Annotated in this window: 10 protein-coding genes and 1 pseudogene; 5 read left to right on the top strand and 6 right to left on the bottom strand. The window is 73.8% G+C overall.

Annotated features, from left to right (window positions below; genetic code table 11):
• Positions 1-21: 21 nt before the first annotated feature.
• Together ACZ4Z1_RS28855 and ACZ4Z1_RS28850 are read left to right on the top strand one after the other, a co-directional pair.
• A complete protein-coding gene (locus tag ACZ4Z1_RS28855; protein ID WP_468489565.1) occupies positions 22-255 on the top strand; it encodes a branched-chain amino acid ABC transporter in 234 nt (77 codons plus the stop codon).
• Positions 256-349: 94 nt separating this feature from the next.
• On the top strand, positions 350-829 hold the full coding sequence (locus ACZ4Z1_RS28850) for a MarR family winged helix-turn-helix transcriptional regulator (RefSeq protein ID WP_468489564.1): 480 nt from the start codon (positions 350-352) through the stop codon (positions 827-829).
• A 59-nt stretch (positions 830-888) separates the two neighbouring features.
• On the opposite strand, the gene ACZ4Z1_RS28845 is transcribed toward ACZ4Z1_RS28850, so the two are convergent.
• From ACZ4Z1_RS28845 to ACZ4Z1_RS28820, 6 genes and pseudogenes are all read right to left on the bottom strand, one after another.
• Complete coding sequence (locus tag ACZ4Z1_RS28845) at positions 889-1,275, bottom strand: GNAT family N-acetyltransferase (protein WP_468489563.1); 387 nt, start codon at positions 1,273-1,275, stop codon at positions 889-891.
• Between the two features lie 72 nt (positions 1,276-1,347).
• On the bottom strand, positions 1,348-2,355 hold the full coding sequence (locus ACZ4Z1_RS28840) for a DUF5914 domain-containing protein (protein ID WP_468489644.1): 1,008 nt from the start codon (positions 2,353-2,355) through the stop codon (positions 1,348-1,350).
• A pseudogene (locus tag ACZ4Z1_RS28835) lies at positions 2,341-3,330 on the bottom strand (phytoene/squalene synthase family protein); the annotation flags it as partial. The gene ACZ4Z1_RS28840 and the pseudogene ACZ4Z1_RS28835, both read right to left, overlap by 15 nt.
• The gene (gene crtI / locus ACZ4Z1_RS28830) at positions 3,327-4,880 is read right to left on the bottom strand and encodes a phytoene desaturase family protein (protein ID WP_468489562.1); all 1,554 of its coding nucleotides are present in this window, start codon (positions 4,878-4,880) and stop codon (positions 3,327-3,329) included. The pseudogene ACZ4Z1_RS28835 and the gene crtI, both read right to left, overlap by 4 nt.
• A complete protein-coding gene (locus tag ACZ4Z1_RS28825; protein ID WP_468489561.1) occupies positions 4,877-6,130 on the bottom strand; it encodes a polyprenyl synthetase family protein in 1,254 nt (417 codons plus the stop codon). Before ACZ4Z1_RS28825 ends, crtI begins: the two co-directional genes overlap by 4 nt.
• Positions 6,131-6,577: 447 nt before the next feature.
• On the bottom strand, positions 6,578-6,766 hold the full coding sequence (locus tag ACZ4Z1_RS28820) for a helix-turn-helix domain-containing protein (RefSeq protein WP_468489560.1): 189 nt from the start codon (positions 6,764-6,766) through the stop codon (positions 6,578-6,580).
• Positions 6,767-7,253: 487 nt separating this feature from the next.
• Between ACZ4Z1_RS28820 and ACZ4Z1_RS28815 the strand changes: the two genes are divergently transcribed.
• From ACZ4Z1_RS28815 to ACZ4Z1_RS28805, 3 genes are read left to right on the top strand one after another with little or no spacing between them, the layout of a single operon-like run.
• Positions 7,254-8,540, top strand: a complete 1,287-nt coding sequence (locus tag ACZ4Z1_RS28815) for an MFS transporter (RefSeq protein WP_468489559.1) — start codon at positions 7,254-7,256, stop codon at positions 8,538-8,540.
• Positions 8,537-11,887, top strand: a complete 3,351-nt coding sequence (locus ACZ4Z1_RS28810; RefSeq protein ID WP_468489558.1) for a type I polyketide synthase — start codon at positions 8,537-8,539, stop codon at positions 11,885-11,887. Before ACZ4Z1_RS28815 ends, ACZ4Z1_RS28810 begins: the two co-directional genes overlap by 4 nt.
• Positions 11,884-19,797 carry a MupA/Atu3671 family FMN-dependent luciferase-like monooxygenase gene (locus ACZ4Z1_RS28805; protein WP_468489557.1) on the top strand — a complete coding sequence of 2,638 codons (7,914 nt, stop codon included), beginning with the start codon at positions 11,884-11,886 and terminating at the stop codon, positions 19,795-19,797. The genes ACZ4Z1_RS28810 and ACZ4Z1_RS28805 overlap by 4 nt, the downstream gene beginning before the upstream one ends.
• Positions 19,798-20,032: the final 235 nt, after the last annotated feature.

Raw genomic sequence — 20,032 nt, 5'->3', positions numbered from 1 at the left:
CCGCCCGCAAGAGACCGTCCCATGCCTGACACCCGCTACCTGCTGCTGGCCGCCACGGTCTCGGCCGCCGTCAATCGGGGGCCCTGCGTGCCGCGCCTGCGTGACCTGCCACTGTCCCAGGCGCGCGCCATCGCCCCTCTGGCAGCGCTCGCCGTCACCGTCGGACTGCACCTGGGGCGCCGCGACGCCCTGCTGAGCATCGTCGGCGGCACCGCCGTGCACGTCGTCCTGACCGGTACGCTCCTCGCGGGCTGACCTGGCCCGGCGGGTGACGGTTCCCGGCCGGAGCCCGTAAGCTCGACAACGCCATTGTCGAAGCAGTGACGAGTAGTGAGCCTGGTTCCCGAACGTGCCGAACGAGCCGAACGACCCCCCTGGATTCGAGCTGCCGCTGCGGCTGTTCCTCGCCTTCCGCGTCCTCATCGACGAGCTCCACGACGAACTGGCGCGCCAAGGACATCCCGACGTCCGGCCGATGCACGGCTACGTCTTCCAGGCGATCGGCCCGGACGGCACCACCGCCGCCGAACTGGGCCGCCGGATCGGGGTCTCCAAGCAGGCCGCGGGCAAGACGGTCGACACGCTGGAACGCCTCGGGTACGTGGAGCGCGGCGCGGATCCGCGCGACGCGCGACGCAAGACCGTACGCCTCACCGAGCGCGGCCGGGACTGCCTGGCCCGGTCGGCGCGCATCCTCGACCGCCTCCGGGCCGACTGGGCCGACACCCTCGGTGAGGAACGGCTGCGCGCGCTGGAGGCCGACCTGCGCAAGGTGACCCCTGAGGAGGCGTTCCTGCTCGACGTGCCCGGGTGGTTCGGCAACGCGTAACCCCTGCGTCCTCGCGCCTTTCCCTCAGGCGGAACAGGGGCGGCGTCACCGATCGCCGTTCAGCAGCGCGTACATGAACATGTCCCGGCGCTCGGCCCCCACCTGCTGCCACCCCCGCAGCAGTCCCTCGCGCCGGAACCCCGCCCGCACGGGACGACCCAGTAACCGAGTGACGCACGGCCCTGGCCCAGGTCGTTGAGCCACAGTCCCACCATGCCGGCCGGCCGCCCGTCAGGGGTGACGACGACGAACGGGTAGCCGGCCCCCGTCGTCGCCCGGCCCCACTGCCGCTCGACGAACGCGACAGCGGCCGGCTCGGAGCATGGGGAGGGCACCGTCGTGATCAGCGGGATGTAGGAATCCTCCGCCGCCTCCTGGACGGGGGGCAGGTCGCCGAGGCGCCACGGCCGCAGCGTGAAGCCGCCGTCAGCGATGAGTTCGGGCACGTCAAGGGCTTGCTCCAGCCGCTCAGCCTGTCGTCTTCCGCCACCGGCCGCACCCGGATGTCCGAGCGCGCCTCAACCCGGAAAGCGCCCCGCACTGCGCAGCTCCCACCGCCGCTCCGCATACGCCATGTCGTCGCGCCACAGCCGTCCCACCGTCGCCCTCATCAGGGGGCGCAGCAAGGGAGCGGCCGCGCGGGCCACCGCGAACCCCGGCCGGGCGGAGGCGGCGACGACCGCTTCCACGACGGCGGTGCGCGGGCGGCCGGCGGCGTCGGTGCCCAGGGGAGTGGCGTGGGTCTCCACGACGGACCCCACACCCTCGCCCTCGGTGATCCGCATGACCACGGTGCGCGGCCCGGGCGCGGTGAACTCCGCGCGGACCGGGACGACCAGACGCCCGGCGACCTTGAAGGAGACCTCCACCGTCAGCGCGTCCTCCGGACCCGCCGGGCCGTCCGTCACGGTCAGGTCGGCGAAGGAGTACGGGTGGAACCAGGCGCCGTGCCACGGGTCGAGCCGGTTGGCGACCACGTCGTCCGGCTCGCAGCGCCCGACGCCGGTGTACACGGCCGCGACGGCGGCGGCCGCCTCCGGACGCTCGGGGACGCGCGGCCGGGCCAGCGGCTCCTCGCCGCCCGCCCGGTCAAGGCGTACCCAGACCAGCACCCCGTCGTCGTACACCGGGTACGGCTCCCACCCGGCGAACGGGCCGCCGTCCAGGGCGAGCCCGTGCCAGTGGCAGACGAGGGTGCCGCACCGCACACGGCTGTCCTTCAGGGGCGCGCCCAGATGCGGGCAGGCCCCGGGGCCGCCGTGCAGGCGCCCGTCGGTGGCGCGCCACAGGACGATTTCCGTCCCGGCGGCGGTCCGTCCCAGGGGGCGGTCCCGGCCGACGTCGCGCGAGGCGCCCACGGCGTACCAGTTGCCGGACGGCCGGGCCTTGGCCCGTTCCAGCGCTCCCGCGATCACGTCGGGCGCGGCGTCCCGCCAGGTGGGCCGCTGGCGTTCCCACGCGACGGGCCGCCGGCGCAGGCTCAGCGGGTACCGGCGGCGTCCGGAGGGGCGGTGGGGAGCGTTCACGGTGCTTCCTCCGGGGCGTTCTGCCGTGGCCGGGGTGCCGGGGCCGGACCGGCTGCGGGCCGCGGTCACCCGTACCAGTCCGTCCAGGGCCACGGTCGCGCGGACCGGGCGGGACACGACGGCGCGGCGGTGCAGGACCGTGTAGCCGTCGGCTTCCACGGCGTCCAGGATGCCGCGGTAGAGGATGAACGCGGTACGGATGCAGGGCCGGGACGCCGGGTCGAGCATGGCGACGCCGGGCGCGGCGCGGCGGTAGACGCCACGGGTGAGGTCGGCCGCGGCCCGCAGCGCGGCGGTGATCCGGGGGTCCTCGGTGCCGGTCAGCCGGCTCCACCGCAACAGTTCCCGGTCCACGCCGTGCGCGCCCAGTAGGTCGGCGGGCAGGTAGACCCGCCCCCGGTCCAGGTCCTCGCCCACGTCCCGCAGGAAGTTGGTGAGCTGGAAGGCCGCTCCGAGTGCGGCGGCGTGCGGGGCGGCCTCCTCGCGCGGCGTGACCGTGCCGAGGACCGGCAGCATCTGGAGGCCGATCACCTCGGCCGAGCCGTACATGTAGCGGCTCAGGTCGTCGTAGGTCGGGTAGTCGGTCACCTCCAGGTCGGCGCGCATGGAGGCCATGAAGGCGGTGAAGTACGCCGGGTCGATGCCGTACACGGCGCTGGTGTGCGCCAGTGCCCGTACGACCGGCTCGTCGCCGCCGCCCCGGGCGAGGCCCGCGTGGAGCTGCGCTTCCAGGGCGCGCAGCGCTGTGGCACGTTCCTGAGGTGTGGCGTCGTCGTCGAGACTGTCGACGATGTCGTCCGCCCAGCGGGCGAACCCGTACAGGGCGTGCACGGCGGGCCGGCGGGCGACCGGCAGCAGTCTGGTGGCCAGGAAGTACGTCTTGCCGTGCCGGGCGTTGAGCCGGCGGCAGTGGGTGTAGGCGGCGCGCAGCGTGGGTTCGGTGATGCCCGCGGCGTCGAGTTCCCGGGCGGTCACGAGGTGCCCTCCGGCGTGCGGGCGGGGCGGCGGCGCGCGCCGAGGCCGGTCACCTTGACGGACCGTGCGTAACCGCCGCCGGTCACCCGCGCGGCGGCCAGCTTCCCCGAGACCAGGACGGTCGGCACCCCGACGCCCGGCGTCGTGCCGCACCCGGCCAGTACGGCGTTCTCGGTGCCGCGCACGAGGTTGCGGGGCCGGAACGGCCCGGTCTGCGCGAAGGTGTGGGCGGCGGAGAACGGCGTGCCGGCGCCGTGCCCCTGACGGCTCCAGTCCGCCGGGGTGACCAGGCACTCCTCCTCGGCCGCCGTGTCCAGGCCGGTGAAGCCGCGCCGTTCCAGTTCGGCGAGGAGCGCGGCCCGGTAGCGGGGGCCCAGGTCGCGCCAGGCGTGCACGCCGGGACCGATGTCGGTGTTGGGGCAGGGCGCCAGGACGTAGTGCAGGTGGCGGCCCGGCGGGGCCAGCGACGGGTCGGTGGCGGTCGGCCGGGTCAGCAGCAGCGAGGGGTCGCTCATCAGGGTGCCGGTGCGGGTGAGTTCGCGGAACGTACGGTGCCAGGCGGCGCCGAACGAGATGGTGTGGTGGCCCGGTTCCGGCCAGGTCGCGGCGGTGCCCGCGTGCAGCACGACGGCCGAGGGGGAGCGGCGCAGCGGCAGCGGGCGGCGTGGGCTGCGGCCCAGCAGGCGGTACGCCTCGGGCAGGTCGGCGGTGAGCACCACCGCGTCGCACGGGACGCGTCCGGCGTCGGTGACGACGGCGGTGACCCGGTCACCGGAACGTTCCAGCGCGCGTACCCCGTACCCGTACCGGAACTCCGCGCCCGCCTCGGCCGCGGCGTCCGCCATGGCGCGGGGCAGCGCGTGCATGCCGCCGCGCGGGAAGTACACGCCGGCCACCGTGTCCATGTAGGCGATGACGGCGTACGCGGCGAGGGCACGGGCCGGCGGCACGCCCGCGTACAGGGACTGGAACGAGAAGACGCGGCGCACCCGCTCGTCGCTCAGGAACCGGCCGATCCGGGCGTCCAGCCGGCCGAAGCCGCCGAGCGCCGCGAGCCGGGCGAGGTCGGGGTGGAGCAGTTGCAGCGGCGAGTCGAAGTTGGCGTCGATGAAGCGCCGCATCTGGACCGCGTACAGGCGCTCCAGCCAGGAGCGCAGCCGCCGGTAGCCCACGGCCTCCCGGGCCCCCGCGAACCGTTCGATCTCGGCCTCCATCGCGTCCGCGCCGGTGTGCACGTCCAGCGAGCTGCCGTCGGCGAACCGGGCGCGGTATGCGGGGTGCAGGGGCACGAGGTCCAGCCATTCCGCCATCGAGGCGCCGGCCGCGGCGAACGCCTCCTCGGCGAGGTCCGGCATGGTCAGCACGGTCGGCCCGGTGTCGATCAGATAGCCGTTGCGTGCGAGGCGGCCGCACCGGCCGCCGGGCTGGAGCGCGCGCTCGACCACGGTCACCCGCCGCCCGGCACCGAGCAGGTGCAGTGCGGCGGACAGCCCGGACAGGCCGGCGCCGATGACGACGACGTGGTCGGTACGGCCGGGTACGGACTTCACCGCTCACCTCCGCGGGCCGCGGCGGGCACCGTCATGGGGAAGCCGCGCGGAGGGGCGCCGGCCGTGGCCCGCAGCAGCTCGTGCAGGTGGCGGAGGGCGGCCGGGTCGGCGGTGCGCACGTCGGCCAGGTGCGCCACGCTCCGGTCGGCGAGGAGTTCGGCCTTGTCCTCCAGCGCGGCGCGGGCCCCGGTCGAGACGAACACGTCCCGTACGCGGTCCACCGCGGCGGCGGAGAGGCCCGGGTCGCCCAGGGCCGCGTCGAGGACGCCGAGGGCCTCGTCGTCGCCGGTGGCTTTCGCGCGGGCGCGGGCGACGGCGGTGAGGTAGGTCAGCTTGCCCTCGCGGATGTCGTCCCCCGACGGCTTGCCGGTCTCCTCCGGGTCACCGAACACCCCCAGCAGATCGTCGTGGAGCTGGAAGGCGAGCCCGGCGCAGCGGCCCGCCGAGCGCAGCGCACCGGCCGCCCGGTCGTCGGCACCGGCCAGGGCGGCGCCCAGCAGCAGTGGCCGTTCGACCGAGTAGCGGGCGCTCTTGAGGCGGGCCGTGCGGAGCGCGTGAGCGGGGGAGCGGGACGCGGTGACCTGGCCGTGCAGGTCCAGGTACTGACCGGCGACCATCTCGGTCCGCATGGTCCGCCATTGGGCGTGCACCGCGGACCGTGCGTGGGCGGGGAAGCGGGTGTCCAGGACGGTGTCGTCGGCCCAGGCGAGTGCGAGGTCGCCGGCCAGGATCGCCGCGGACCGGCCGAACGTTTCCGCCGAGCGGGTGGACCGGCCGGTCCCGGCCTGGCGGCCGTACTGCCCCCGCACCTCGGCGTGCAGGGCGGGCCGCCCCCTGCGCAGCTCGGACCCGTCCATCACGTCGTCGTGCACCAGCGCACAGGTTTGCAGGAGTTCGAGCGCGGCCGCCAGACGCAGCGCCGCGTCCGCCGCCTCACCGCCGCCCCCGCACACCCGCAGCCCCCACCACACGAACCGGCCGCGCAGCCGTTTGCCGCCGCCCAGCGTGAAGCGGGCGACGCGTTCGGCGATGTCGCGCGTGAACAGGGCGTCGGCCGCCGCGGCCGCGGCGAGCCGCGCACCGAGCACCTCGTCCAGCGCCTGCCCGATGGCACCGGCGACGTCCGCGTCCACCGTTCGCACCCGGTCCGCGTCCCGGCCGTGAACCGTTCGAGCCGTGTCCGCTTCCCGGGCGTCCATCGTCCGGACCCCGGCCGCGTTGCGGTCATCCTCCGCACGGATACGGCGCATCACACGTCCTTCCGTCGAACCGGCCGGTGGGCGCTGACTCACGTGGAGCGCGGCCGCCCGTCGGACGCGCCGCCGGACGGGCCGGGCGCGTGTCCCGTGCCGCCGGCGCCCGTGCCCGCAGTTCACCACGGGACCCGCGCGCCGCCGGGACGCCACGTCCGGGTCTGGTCCCTTCGGGGGACGCCCGGCCGGAGTCCGGACACCGGCTCCGAGCTACGCATGGCCACCGGACGCCCCTCGCATCGGGTGCAACGTCCGGCAGCGGGTACCCGCCGCCGTCCCGCGAAACCCGGTGGCGCCAATCGTTCGCACACCGGCTCGCACGGCCGGCGGACCCCGAGGCCGCAGGCGTGCCCCCGTGATGTTGTCCGGATATCGGCCATTGACCGGGCGGAAACCGGCCAACATGGGCGCGCCGCCGCGGACGCGCCCCGGACCGCCGACCCGTCAGCCGCTGTTCTGCGCCAGCTGGAGCCGTACGAGATGAGCGAGGGTCGGAGCCGGGTGCTTGGCCCGTATACGGCGCAGGTAGGTGCTGACCGTGTGGACGCTGATGCCCAGACGCCTGGCCGTCTGGTCGTACGTCAGACCGTCGGCGATGTGCGACAGTACCTCCCGCTCCCGGGGGGACAGCATCGGCGACAGGGTGGACGCGCAGGGGTCCGACATCTCTTCTCCAAGGGGGTGACGGAGGAGCAGGGAAGGTCCGGCGGCCCGCGGCGTCAGGACGGTCGGTCCGACGGCGCGGGCGGAGCGGGGCGGGGCCGTGGTACGGCCGCCACGCTGTGGGGCGCTCGCGGGCTCATCGGCGCGGCGCCGGGGAGACGGCCCGTGCGGGACCGGACATGGTGCGCCCTCCCGCGGGTACGGAGCGGAACTGCCGGCGGTGCCGCGGGGGCAGCACGTCCCCCGTGACATGCGGCTTGATCTAACCACGGACGCGGCAAAACGCAAGAAGGCCGCGGCCGTTCCCGCCCTGCCCCTACACGCGAGGCGAAGCGGCGGTCAAGTCACCGGATGTTGCGTCTCCAGGCGTCCCGCGAACCGGGTGACGGTAAGTACGTCCTCCCGCCGTCCGCGTGGTGGACCAGGCCGGCACGGGGCGCTAAGGGGGATCAAGAGGGTGGGGCACTTCCGGCTGCTCGTCGTCGGCAACGCCGTCTCCGCGTACGGCAGTTACCTGAACATGGTGGCGCTGAACGTCTTCGTCTACCAGGTGACCGGCAGCGCGCTGACCGCGGGCCTGTTCATGGCCGTACGCCTGATCACCAGCGTACTGTCCGGCTTCGTCAGCGGCCGGCTGGTCTCGCGGTACGACCGCAAGCGGCTGATGGTGTGCGCGGACCTGACCCAGGCGGCCGCCCTGGTGGTGCTGCTCCTCGCGCCCGACGGCGCACGCGTCGCCCTGCTCTTCGCGCTCGCCGTGGGCACCGGTGCCTGCTCGACGCTCTCCCAGGTGGCGCTGCGCAGCAGCGTCCCGGAGATCGTCGGCGCCGACCTGCGGACGCGGGCCAACGGCCTGCTCGTCACCGGCCGTTCGCTCGCCATGATCGCGGGCTTCGCCTCGGCGGGCGTGGTCGTCGCGGAGTTCGGCTACACCACCGCCTTCGCGCTGGACGCCGCGACCTTCGCGGTCTCCGCGACGGTCCTCTTCCTGCTGCCCATCCGCACCCGGGCCGACGCCGGCCGGGGCGCGGCCGACGGCACGGCCGCGGACGCGGCGGCGGGCACCGGCCGCTGGGCCTCCCTCGCACTCCTGAAGGCGGCGCCGCTGCTGGCCGTCATGGTCGCGGTCCGCGCCGCCGACGGCCTCGGCTCCTCGTCGCACAACGTCGCCCTGCCCATCTACTCCAGCGCCCTGGACCCGTCCCACCCGGCCACCTTCGTCAGCCAGTTCTGGGCGACCTGGGCGATCGGCAACATCGTGGCGCAGCAGGTGTGCTCGCGCCGTACCCGCAAGACCGGGTGGTCACCCGGGGAGCGCGCCTTCGCGATCGGCTCCTGCGTGATGTCGGCGGCGTTCATCGTGGTCTTCAGCGGCCTGCCGGCCGTACCCGCCGCCGTCGCCGCGCTCGTCGCCGGCATGGCCGACGGGTTCACGGAGATCGCGTACGTCTCCCGGCTCCAGACCGCCCCCGACCACCAGCGCGGACGGCTCTTCGGCATCTCCGCCTCGGCCGAGAACAGCGGCTTCGGCCTCGGCATGATCGTCAGCGCCGCGCTGCTGGAGCGCTACTCGCCCCTTCAGGTGGTCGGCGCGTTCCAGGGCCTGGCCATCGTGCTGTGCGTCGCCCTGCTCGTCGTGCTGTCCAGGGGACGCTCCCTGTTCCCGCACGAACCACCGGCCCGGGAGAGCGGCGGCCCGGCGCCCGGCCGGGAGGTCTCCGCCGCGGAGGGCGGCACCTCATGAACCCACCCGCCGACTCGCGCGTCGCGGTCATCGGCATGGCCTTCCGCTTCCCCGGAGCGGACACCCCCGAGGAGTTCTGGAGCGTCATCCGGGACGGCCGGGACTGCGTACGGCGCTTCACCGACGAGGAACTGGCCGCGGCCGGCGTCCCCGCCGCGAAGTACCGGGCGGACGACTTCGTCGGCGCGAGCGGCATCCTGGACGGCATCGACGGGTTCGACGCCGCGTTCTTCGGCATGAGTGTGCGGGAGGCGCAGCTCACCGACCCGCAGCACCGGATGTTCCTGGAATGCGCCTACCAGGCCCTGGAGGACTCCGGATACCCCCGGGAACGGAACGGTCAGCGCACCGGCGTCTTCGCCAGCACCGGCTATCACCTGTACACCATGGAGAACTACCTGCTGAACAACGTCCTGAAGGGCCCCGTCGGCGACGACTGGCTCTCCAGGATGCAGGTCATGGTCGGCAACTACACCGACTTCACCGCCACCCGGGTGGCCTTCCGCCTCAACCTGACCGGCCCGGCCGTCAGCATCCAGACCGCATGCTCCAGCTCCCTGGTCGCCCTGCAGCTCGCCGCGCAGTCGGTACTGGTCGGTGACAGCGACGTCGCGCTGGCCGGAGCCACGGCCGTGCACGTACCGCAGGTGCTGGGCTACCAGTACGTCAAGGGCTCCATCCTCTCCAAGAGCGGCCGCCTGCGCGCCTTCGACGCCGGGGCGGACGGCACGGTGGGCGGCACCGGCGTCGCCGCCGTCGTCCTCAAACGCCTGGACCGGGCGCTCGCCGACGGCGACACCGTCCACGGCGTCATCCGCGGCTGGGGCGTCAACAACGACGGCGCGGACAAGCAGACGTACACCGCGCCCAGCGCGGCCGGCCAGCGCGGCGCCATCCGCCGCGCGCTGGACCACGCCGGCATCAGCGCGGACACCGTCGGCTATCTGGAGACCCACGGTACGGGCACGCTCAAGGGCGACCCGATCGAGTTCGACGGCGCCGTCTCCGCGTACCGCGCCGACACCGACCGCACCGGCTACTGCGCGCTCGGCTCGACCAAGGCCAACATCGGCCACCTGGACGTGGCCTCGGGCCTGGCCGGCTTCATCAAGGCGCTGCTCGTCCTCAAGCACGGCGTCATCCCGCCGATGGCCAACTTCCGCGAGCCGAACCCCGCCCTCGACCTCGACCGCAGCCCCTTCTACATCCCCGAGGCCGCCCGCCCGTGGCCCCAGGGGGACACACCGCGCCGCGCGGGCGTCTCGTCGCTGGGCGTCGGCGGCACCAACGTCCACATCATCGTGGAGCAGGCCCCCGAACCCGCACCCCGCACCGCCACCGTGCCCCCGCCGGACGTCCTGGTCCTGTCCGGCCGGTCCGAAGCGGCCCTCACGGCCAACGCCCACGCCGTACGCGACCACCTGACCCGGCACCCGGAAGCGGACCTCGCCGACCTGGTGACCACCGCGGCGGGCCGGGTCCACCACCAGCACCGCCTGGCGGCCCGCGGCACCAGCCCGGCGGACCTCGCCGCCGCCCTGGACGGCTGGCTCGCGGGCACCGGCGGCCCCGCCGCGGCCGCCGCCGTGACGACCGGCGAGGCACCCCGCGACGGTCGCCCGGGCATCGCCTTCCAGTTCACGGGCCAGGGCAGCCCGTACCCCGGCATGGCACGCCCCCTGTACGAACGCTTCACCGCCGTACGCGACCTGCTCCACACCTGCGAACGCCACCACCAGGAGCTGTACGGCAGCTCCCTGCTCGACGTCCTGCTCGACCCGAACGCGGACCGCGCCCTCACGGAGGACACCCGAACCGCCCAACCGGCCCTCTTCGCCCTTCAGTACGCCCTCACCGGGCTGTGGCGCCACGCCGGCCTCGCACCGGACACCGTCGCCGGGCACAGCGTCGGCGAGTACGCCGCTTTGTGCGCGGCGGGCGCCCTGTCGGTCGAGGACGGCCTGCGCATCACCGCGGAGCGCGGCCGCCTGATGCAGGACCACTGCCCGCCCGGTGCCATGGCCGCCGTCCCGGCGGACCTGGACGCCGTCCGGGACCTGACCGCCGAGATCACCGGCCTCGAACTCGCCGTCGTCAACGGAGTGCGGCGGCATGTGCTCGCCGGACCCGTCACCGCCGTCGACCGGCTGCTGACCCTGCTGGAGGAACGCGGCGGCACCGCGGAACGGCTGCCGGTGACCCGCGCCTTCCACACCGCGCTGATGGACCCGGTCCTGGACAAGTTCCGGGAACTGCTCGACGGCGTCACCTTCCGCCCCGTCACGACCGGCTTCGTCAGCTGCCTCGACGGACACCTGTACGAGCCGGGCTGGGTGCCGGACGCCGATTACTTCGTTCGGCAGACACGCGAGCCGGTCCGCTACGACGCCGTACTGCGCGCACTCGGCGGGACCGGCTCCGCCACGCTGGTCGAGATCGGCCCGCACACCACGCTCAGCGGCCTCGCCCGCGCCGCCCTCCCCGGTGTACGGGCGCTGCCGACGCTGCGCCGCGGCGCCGGGGCCGCCCCGTTCTGGGGCGCGGTGGCCCAGCTCCACTGCGCGGGCGCGGACCTCGACTGGCCGGCGCTGACTGCCGGCAGCGGAGGCCGCAGGACCTGGCTGCCCGGCTACCGCTTCCAGCACAAGACCTTCTGGACGGGGCCGGAGCCGACCATCGTCCGGACCGGCGGACCAGTGCGAGAACCAGCGCGAGAACCAGCGAGAGAAGAGGAAGACGTGGCACAGGACGAGGCAGTGTTCGAGAGGGTGCTCGGGCACGTCATCGAGTCGGTCGCCAAGCACCTCGGGCACGACGCGGACGCGATCACCGGCGGCACATCCTTCTTCGACCTCGGGGCGGACTCCCTGCAGATGATCAGCGTGCTGCGCGAGCTGGAGCAGGACCACCAGGTCAAGGTCGCGATGCGGGAGCTGTTCGAGGAGGCGAGCACTCCCGGACAGCTGGCGGAGTTGATCGTGGGACGGATGGCAGGGGGTGCGGGCGCTCCGGGCGGCCCCGGTGGTGCGGGCGGGGCCGCCGTACGGGCCGAGCCGGTCGCTGACGAGCCCGTACGGTACGAACCGGCTGCCGCGGAGCCCCCGGAACCGGTGCGCGCTGCGGAGCCCGTACGTGCCCCGGAGCCCGCGCCCGCCGAGCCGGCCGGCCCATCGCAGCCCGTGACGCGCGCGGAGCTGACCGACCTCGTCCGCCAGGTGAACCAGCTGTCCCAGATCCAGCTCCAGATGATGTCCCAGATACACCAGCTCTCCCAGCTGCTGACCGCACAGGCGACGAGCGCCCTGACCGGCGGCGCGGTGACCAACGGGAAGGCGGGCGGGAAATGACCGGGCTGAGCGCCGCCGCCGCTGCGGTGGACCAGGACCTGGCCGCGATGGCCGACCTCTCCCGGCGTATCGCGGAGCGGATCGAGGCTGCGGGCGGGGCCGGGGGTGCGGATGGGGCCGCGGACGGTGCCACGGCCGGGGACGTGGCGCAGGAGCCGGATGCCGACTGGCGGCAGCGGGTGCACGGCCCCCGGGTGACCGTCTCCCGCGCCTCCGGCATGGTCGGCGGCTCCGCCTCCGCTTCCCAGCAGGCGCACCTCGACGACCTGGTTCGCCGCTACACGGCCAGGACCGCCACGTCCAAGGAGATCGCCCAGCGGTACCGCCGCGTACTGGCCGACAGCCGGGCCGTCGTCGGGTTCCGCAGCAAGACGAAGGAGATGCTGTACCCGATCGCCGGACGCCGGGCGCGCGGCTCCTGGCTGGAGGACGTCGACGGCAATCGCTATGTCGACATCACCATGGGCTTCGGCGTGCTCCTCTTCGGCCACGAACCGGAGTTCGTCAGCGAGGCCGTCCGCGAACACCTCTCCCGGGGCATCCAGCTCGGCCCACGCAACGTCGAGACCGGCGAGGCCGCCGAGCTGCTGGCGGAACTGACGGGCATGGAGCGCGTGGCGTTCGCCAACTCCGGTACGGAGGCGAACTCCGCCGCGATCCGGCTGGCCCGCGCCGCCACCGGCCGCCGCCGCATCGTCACCTTCCACGGCGCCTACCACGGCCACGCCGACAACGTCCTGGGCCGCTCCACCGGCACCGGCGCCGACCGGATCACCGTCCCCGTCTCCACCGGCATCCCGGCCGCCAGCGTCGCCGACCTGCTGGTCCTGGACTACGGCAGCGACGCGAGCCTGGAGGCCATCGCCGAGCACGCGGACGACATCGCCGCGGTCATCATCGAACCCGTACAGAGCCGTCACCCGTCGCTGCGCCCCGTCGAATTCGTACGGCAGCTGCGCGAGCTGACCCGGCGCCACGGCATCGTGCTGATGTTCGACGAGATGCTGACGGGCTTCCGCCCGGCGCCGCGCGGCGCCCAGGAGCTGTACGGCGTCACCCCCGACCTCGCGACGTACGGAAAGCTGCTCGGCGGCGGTTTCCCGATCGGCGCCATCGCGGGCCGCGCGGACATCATGGACGGTGTGGACGGCGGCTTCTGGCAGTACGGGGACGCCAGCTACCCGCCCGCCGACACCACCTTCTTCGGCGGTACGTACATCCAGCACCCGGTCTCGATGGTCGCCGCCCGCGCGGTGCTGACGCACCTGAAGGAGCACAGCCCGCGGCTCCAGGAGCGGCTGAACGCCCGCACCGGTGAGCTGGCGGGCTCGCTGAACCGTTTCCTCGAAGACGAGGACTTCCCGCTGCGGGTGAGCCACTTCGGCTCCCAGTTCCGCTTCGAGCACCGCGCGGACATGGAGCTGCTGTACCACCACCTCATGCTGCGCGGGGTGCACGTCTGGGAATGGCGCAACTTCTTCCTGTCGACCGCCCACTCGGATGGCGACATCGAATTCATCGCCGACGCGGTCCGCGGCTCGCTGCGAGAGCTGCGCGCGGCAGGATTCTTCCCGGGAGGACCGAAACGGCTGCCTTCGGCGGCACCGGCGGTCGCGCAGGCCTCAGCCACGGTGCAGGCTTCGACAGCCCCGCAGGCTCCGGCAACGGCGCAGGCTGCGGCGCCGAGAACCGAACCCGGTAGCCGCGCGGCCGTGGCCGCACGCCGCGCCCCCGACTTCAGCATCTACTTCTTCGGCGATTACCCCCAGGAACCGGCCGACGGCCATTCCCAGGCCGCCGCACAGGGCAAGTACGACCACATCCTGGAGACCGCGCGCTTCGCCGACCAGCACGGATTCCACGCGCTGTGGATGCCGGAACGGCACTTCCACTCCTTCGGCGGTCTCTTCCCCAACCCCGTCGTGCTCGCCGCCGCCCTCGCCCGCGAGACCCGGCACGTCCGCCTCAACGCGGGCTCCGTCGTCCTGCCCCTGCACGACCCGGTCCGCGTCGCGGAGGAGTGGTCGATGGCCGACAACCTCTCCGGCGGCCGGGTCGGCATCGGCTGCGCCAGCGGCTGGCACGCCAACGACTTCGTCTTCTTCCCCGACCGCTTCGGCCGCCACAAAGAGCTGATGTACGAGCAGGTGGAGCAGGTCCGCCGGCTCTGGCGCGGCGAGGCCGTACGGCGCACCGGCGGCGACGGCGAGACCGAGGTGCGCCTGTTCCCGCGCCCCGTCCAGGAGGCGCCGCCCATGTACACGGCGGTGGTCGGCAACCCCGCCTCGTACGCGGCCGCCGCCCGGCACGACGTGGGCGTGGTCACCAACCTGATGACCCAGAGCATCGAGCAGCTCGCCGAGAACGTCGCGCTGTACCGCCGCACCCGCGCCGAGCACGGCCTCGACCCGGACGCGGGGCGGGTGGCCGTACTGCTGCACACCTACCTCGCGGCCGACCACCGCACGGCGCGCACCGAGGCGTACGAGCCCCTGGCGCGTTACATGCGCGCCTCGCTCTCCCTGTTCGGCAACGTCGCCAACAGCCTCGGCCACAACGTCGACCTGTCCGCGCTCAGCGAGGACGACCTCGACGTGCTCTTCCGCCGGGCCTACGACCGTTACTGCGACCAGCGGGCGCTCATCGGCACGCCCGAGACCGTCGCCTCCGTGGTGGACGCGGTACGCGCGGCGGGCGCCGACGAGATCGTCTCGCTCGTCGACTTCGGCATCGAGCCGGAGTCGCTGCGCACCGGCCTCACCCACATCGACGCGCTGCGCCGCCGGTACCATGCGCCGGGCGCGGGCGCGGGCGCGGACGCCGGCGCGGGTACGGGAGCGAACGCGGGTGCGCGGGCATCCGCGCCGACCGTCCCGGCCCCGGCCCTGGAGGCCCGGGAGCCCGCACACGAGAGCGGCGCCCCGCTGTCACCGGGTCAGCAGCGCATCTGGTTCCTCGAACGGATGCTGCCGGGCCGCACCGCCTACAACGAGACCAAGGCCATCCGCCTCGACGGCCCGCTCGACGTACCCGCGCTGCGCACGGCGCTGGGTGGACTGGTGACGCGGCACGAGGGGCTGCGGACCGTCTTCCGCGAGATCGACGACGAGCCCCGTCAGCTCGTCCGGCCGCCGTCCGCACCGGACTTCGCGGTGCTCGACCGCACGGACGCGGGCGCGGCCGACGAGGACACCGCGGTCCGCGCCGTCCTGGCGGAGGAGAGCGCGCGGCGCTTCGACCTCGTCAACGGCCCGCTGTTCGTCACCCGGCTGGTCAAGCTGGGGGAGGAGCGGCACGTCCTGGTCTTCTCCCTGCACCACATCGTCGTGGACGCCGCCTCCGCCGCCGTCCTGGCCCGCGACCTGTCCGCCCTCTACCGGGCGGCCCACGACGGCTCCGATCCCGCACTCCCCGCGCTGACCGGCACGTACGCCGATCACGCCCGCACCCAGCTCCGTACGCTGGACGACCCGGCGAGCGCCGCGGACCTGACGTACTGGCTCGACACACTCGGCGGCGAACTCCCCGTACTGGAGCTGCCCCGCGACCGTCCCCGCCCCGCGACCATGACCTCCAACGGGCGGGCCGTCTTCCACCGGCTCGGCCCGGAGCTGTCCGTACGGCTGCGGGAGCTGAGCAGGCAGCGGCGCGGCACCCTCTTCATGACGCTGCTCGCCGGCTTCACCGCGATGCTCCACCGCGTCACGGGACAGCGGGACATCGTCGTCGGCACCCCGATCTCGGACCGCCCCCAGGGCACCGAGGACCTGCTCGGCTTCTTCGTCAACACCCTCGCGCTCCGCTTCGACCTGTCCGGCGACCCGGAGTTCGGTACATTGCTCGACCGGGTACGGGGCGTCGCCCTGGACGCCTACGACCACGCGGACGTGCCCTTCGAAGCGGTGGTGCGGGAGCTCGCGCCGGCGCGTACGACCGACCGCACGCCGGTCTTCCAGGTGCTCGCGGAGTTCGAGAGCAGCGACCCGTTCCGCTTCGACCTGCCCGGCGTCCGGGCCACCGTGATCGACGCGGGCCCCGACAAGGCCCTCACGGACCTCGCCGTGTACTTCACCGACCAGCCCGAAGGCATCCGTTGCCACCTGGAGTACAACTCCGACCTGTTCGACGCGGGCACCGTGGACGGCTTCTTCCGTACCTTCCGTGACCTGCTCGAAGCGGCCGTACGGGAGCCGGGCACACCGCTGTCCCGCCTCGGTACCGCGCGGACGCGGCCGGAAACGGACCACGCCGTGACGCCCGCGCCCGGGCGGACGGCGCCCGAGGCACGGCGGACGGTGGCCGCGACACGGCAGCCGGGCATGGTCGCCGTCGCGCCGGTGGAGCCGGCCGCGGAGCCGGTGCCCGCCGCATGGCAGCAGGGCCCGGTCCGTCCGGTGGCGCGGGCCACCGTCCACGAACTCGTCGCCCGGCGCGCGGCGGTCGCCCCGTACCGGACCGCCGTCCACCACGGTGACGACCGTCTCAGCTACCGCGAACTGGAGACCCGGGCCGAACGGCTGGCGGCCGTCATCCGCGAGCGGTCCGGGACCGCGGCGGCAGCGACCGAGGGCCGTTCGGACGACGTGGTGGCCCTGTGGCTGCCCCGCTCCGCCGACCTCATCGTCGCCATGCTCGCGGTGCTCAAGACCGGCCGGGCGTACGTCCCCCTGGATCCGTCGCTGGGACGGGCCCGGGCCGCCACGGTGATCGCGGAATGCGGCGCCCGCCTCCTGCTGAGCACCGGTTCGCAGGCGGACGAGCTCGGCCTGCCCGACGCATTCGGCGTGCCAGACGCGCTCGACCTGCCCGACGGCCTGGCCGTCATCGACGTAGCCGCCGATGAGAACCGTGCCACCGGCCGTACGAAGAAGAAGGCGCCGTCGGACGTCGCCGGGCCCGAGTCCCTGTGCTACGTCATCTACACCTCCGGCAGCACGGGCACGCCCAAGGGCGTCGCGGTGCCTCACCGAGCGGTCGTCGACCTCTGCCAGTGGCACCACAAGCGCTTCGCCTTCACCTCGGCCGACCGCAGCGCGCTGGTGTGCAGCCAGAGCTTCGACGCTTCGGTCCTGGAGATCTGGCCCGCGCTGACCGCGGGAGCCTCTGTCGTCATCGCCGACGACACGGTCCGGGCGGACACGTCGGCGCTGGCCCGCTGGTACACGCAGCAGCACGTGACCTTCTCGATCCTGCCCACCGCCCTGGGCGAAGCGCTGCTCACCCTGCCGCCCGCCGAACAGCCGCCGCTGCGCCACCTGCTGCTGGGCGGTGACGTGATGCGTACCCGGCCGCACCCGGACGTGTCGTACGAAACGGTCAACGTGTACGGGCCGACCGAGACGACCGTGCTGTGCACCACCGAGACCGTCGGCCCGCGCACGCCCGAGACCACCGGATCGCGGCCGATCCCGATCGGCCGTCCCGTCGACAACGTCAGCGTGCGGGTCCTCGACACGTCCGGAGCGCCGGTGCCGCTCGGCGCGGTGGGGGAGTTGTACGTCGGCGGGCCGGGCGTGGCCCGGGGCTACCTGGGGGCGCCCGCGTCGGCCGACGAACGGTTCGGGCCGGATCCGCTCGGTGCTGGTGCTGGTGCTGGTGCTGGTGCCGGGGCCGGCGCGCAGGCGTCGTTGGGCGGGCCCGGCTTCTACCGCACCGGGGACCTGGTGCGGTGGACCGAGGACGGGGCGCTGGAGTTCCGCGGGCGCGTCGACGACCAGGTGAAGGTTCGCGGATACCGCGTCGAGCCGGAGGAGACGGCACGCGCGCTCAACGGCCTGGACGGCGTGCGCGAGGCTGCCGTAGTGGCCCGCCGTGACAAGCGGGGCGAGGCTTACCTGACCGCCTATGCGGTACCGGTGGACCAGGACGCGGAGCACGCCACCACCGCGGCCGGCCGCCGGACGTACGCCGGTCGGCTGGCCCGCGACCTCGCGTCCCGGCTGCCGGAGTACCTCGTACCGCGCTCCTGGTCCGTCCTCACCGCACTCCCGCTCGCGGTCAACGGGAAGCTGGACCGCGCCGCGCTGCCGGACCCGGAGATCGTCACGGCTGCGCCGATCGCGCCCGTTCCGGAGAAGCCCGACGGACAGGTCCGGCAGACGACACGGCAGGCGGCACCCGTCGCAGCTCCGGCCGAGGGAACCGTCGGTGCAGCCGGCCTCCGGGACCGGCTCGAACACCGCCTCCGTGCCCTCTGGGCCGACGCCTTCGACCTCACAGCCGACGCCATCGGCCCCGACACCTCCTTCTTCGACCTAGGCGGTCATTCGATCGCCGCGATCCGGCTGGTCAACCGCGCCCGGGAAGTGTTCGGCCAGGAGTACCCGATGGTGCGCTTCTACCAGGAGCCGACGGTACGGGCCATGGCGGCGTACCTGGCCGGCGACAGCGGAACCGCCGGACAACCCGAGGGCACCGAGGCCCGCGCGAAGACCGGTACCGAGACCGAGAGCGATGGCGAGGGGGAGACTGGGGCCGAGGACGAGACTGGAGCCAAGGCCTCGACTGGGGCCGAGGCCCATGCCGAACCCGGGGCGGGCGCCCGGACGGACGGCGCCGCCGACGTGGTCGACCGTGCCCCGGCCACCTACCAGCAGCAAGGCTTCATCAACTGGCACCACCGCCACACTCTGCCGCAGGTCTACAACGTCGCCCTGCGCATCACGCTCACCGGCGACCTGGACCTGGCGGCACTGCGTACCGCGCTGACGCAGCTCACCGCCCGCCACGAGTCGCTGCGGACCCGGTTCGTCAAGGAGGGCGAGCAGTGGTGGCAGGAGATCCTCCGGCCGCGACCGGTCGACCTCCGGGTGGAGGATCTGACCACCCGGAAGGGCGCCACGCCGGGGCCCGCCGGAACGGCGGGCGCGGCCGACGTGGACGGCGACACGGGCGGCGACGAGATCGAGCGGATCAGCGCACAGGTCGCCGCCACCCGGTTCGACCTCACCGAAGGAGTGGCGCCCAAATTCCGCCTGGTGCGCACCGGTCCGTCGGCCTGGGTGCTGTTCCTCCTGGTGCACCACTCCACCTGCGACGGCTGGGCCGTCAGCATCCTGCTGAGCGACTTCGCCGCCCTCTACAGGGCCGCGGTGACCGGGAGGCCGCACACCTTGGGCCAGACGGTGCCGCAGCCGACCGAGTACGCGCGCTGGCAGCAGGAGACCGCCACGGACCGTACCGACCAGCGGATTCTGAAGTACTGGGCCAGGGAGCTCGAAGGAGCGCCCTTCCAGCACGCGCTGCCCCTGGACCGGCCGCGCCCGGAAACCCTGAGCGGACAGGGCCGCGTCGCGCTCTTCTCCGTGGACGCCGACCTACGCGCCGACGTGGAACGGCTGGCCAGGAAGTGCGGCACGACGCCGTACGCGGTCACCGTCGCCGCGCTGGGCCGGCTCGCCGGCAAGCTCTCCGGGCGGTCCGAAGTCGTCGTCAACGTCTCCTACGCCAACCGTGAGCGCCGCGCCTTCGAGGCGCTGGTGGCCTGCACGGCCGTGGGGCTGCCGCTGCGTATCCGACTCGACGAGGCCGGGAGCTTCACCGCCCTCGTCCGCCAGGTCGCGCACACCTCGACCGAGGGCATCGACCACATCATGCCGCTGCGCAGGCTCGCCGGGCCGCTGCGGACGGAGATGGGGGTCGAGGTGCCGGACCACGTCCCGTTCGGGTTCCAGTTCCAGAACTCGCTGCGGACGGACATCGAGCTGCCCGGCGTGACCGCCGCGGTCGACGACCTGGCCGTTCCGGCCTCCCGTACGGACTTCAACTTCGGGCTGGTCCCGGCGGGCGACACGCTGACCGGGTACGTCGAGTACTCCACCGACCTGTGGGAACACACCACGATCGAAGGCTGGACCGGCGACTACGTGGACCTGCTCGCCGAGGAGGTGCGGACCGCCCTGGCCGGTTGATCCGTCACGCCGGTTGATCCGTCACGCCGCTACGGCGCCGTTCCGTCGGGGCGGTGCCGTAGCGGCGGACCGGTATGTAGCGACGAGCCAGCGCCGTAGCGACGAGCCAGCGCCGTACCGACGGGCCGGCGCCGTATCGACGGACCGGTACGTACCGACGAGCCAGCACTGTATCGACGGGTCTGCACCGTATCGACGGGCCGGCGCCGCTCCGTCGACCGCCCGCGTACGCCGG

Source organism: Streptomyces sp. NPDC030165 (genome assembly GCF_055573595.1).
This window is presented reverse-complemented; position numbering and strand designations above follow the sequence as displayed.

Coding starts and splice junctions, on each gene's coding strand:
- ACZ4Z1_RS28855 (WP_468489565.1), top strand. CDS start 22: ATGCCTGACACCCGCTACCTGCTGCTGGCCGCCACGGTCTCGGCCGCC.
- ACZ4Z1_RS28825 (WP_468489561.1), bottom strand. CDS start 6,130: ATGCGCCGTATCCGTGCGGAGGATGACCGCAACGCGGCCGGGGTCCGG.
- ACZ4Z1_RS28810 (WP_468489558.1), top strand. CDS start 8,537: ATGAACCCACCCGCCGACTCGCGCGTCGCGGTCATCGGCATGGCCTTC.
- ACZ4Z1_RS28805 (WP_468489557.1), top strand. CDS start 11,884: ATGACCGGGCTGAGCGCCGCCGCCGCTGCGGTGGACCAGGACCTGGCC.
- ACZ4Z1_RS28820 (WP_468489560.1), bottom strand. CDS start 6,766: ATGCTGTCCCCCCGGGAGCGGGAGGTACTGTCGCACATCGCCGACGGT.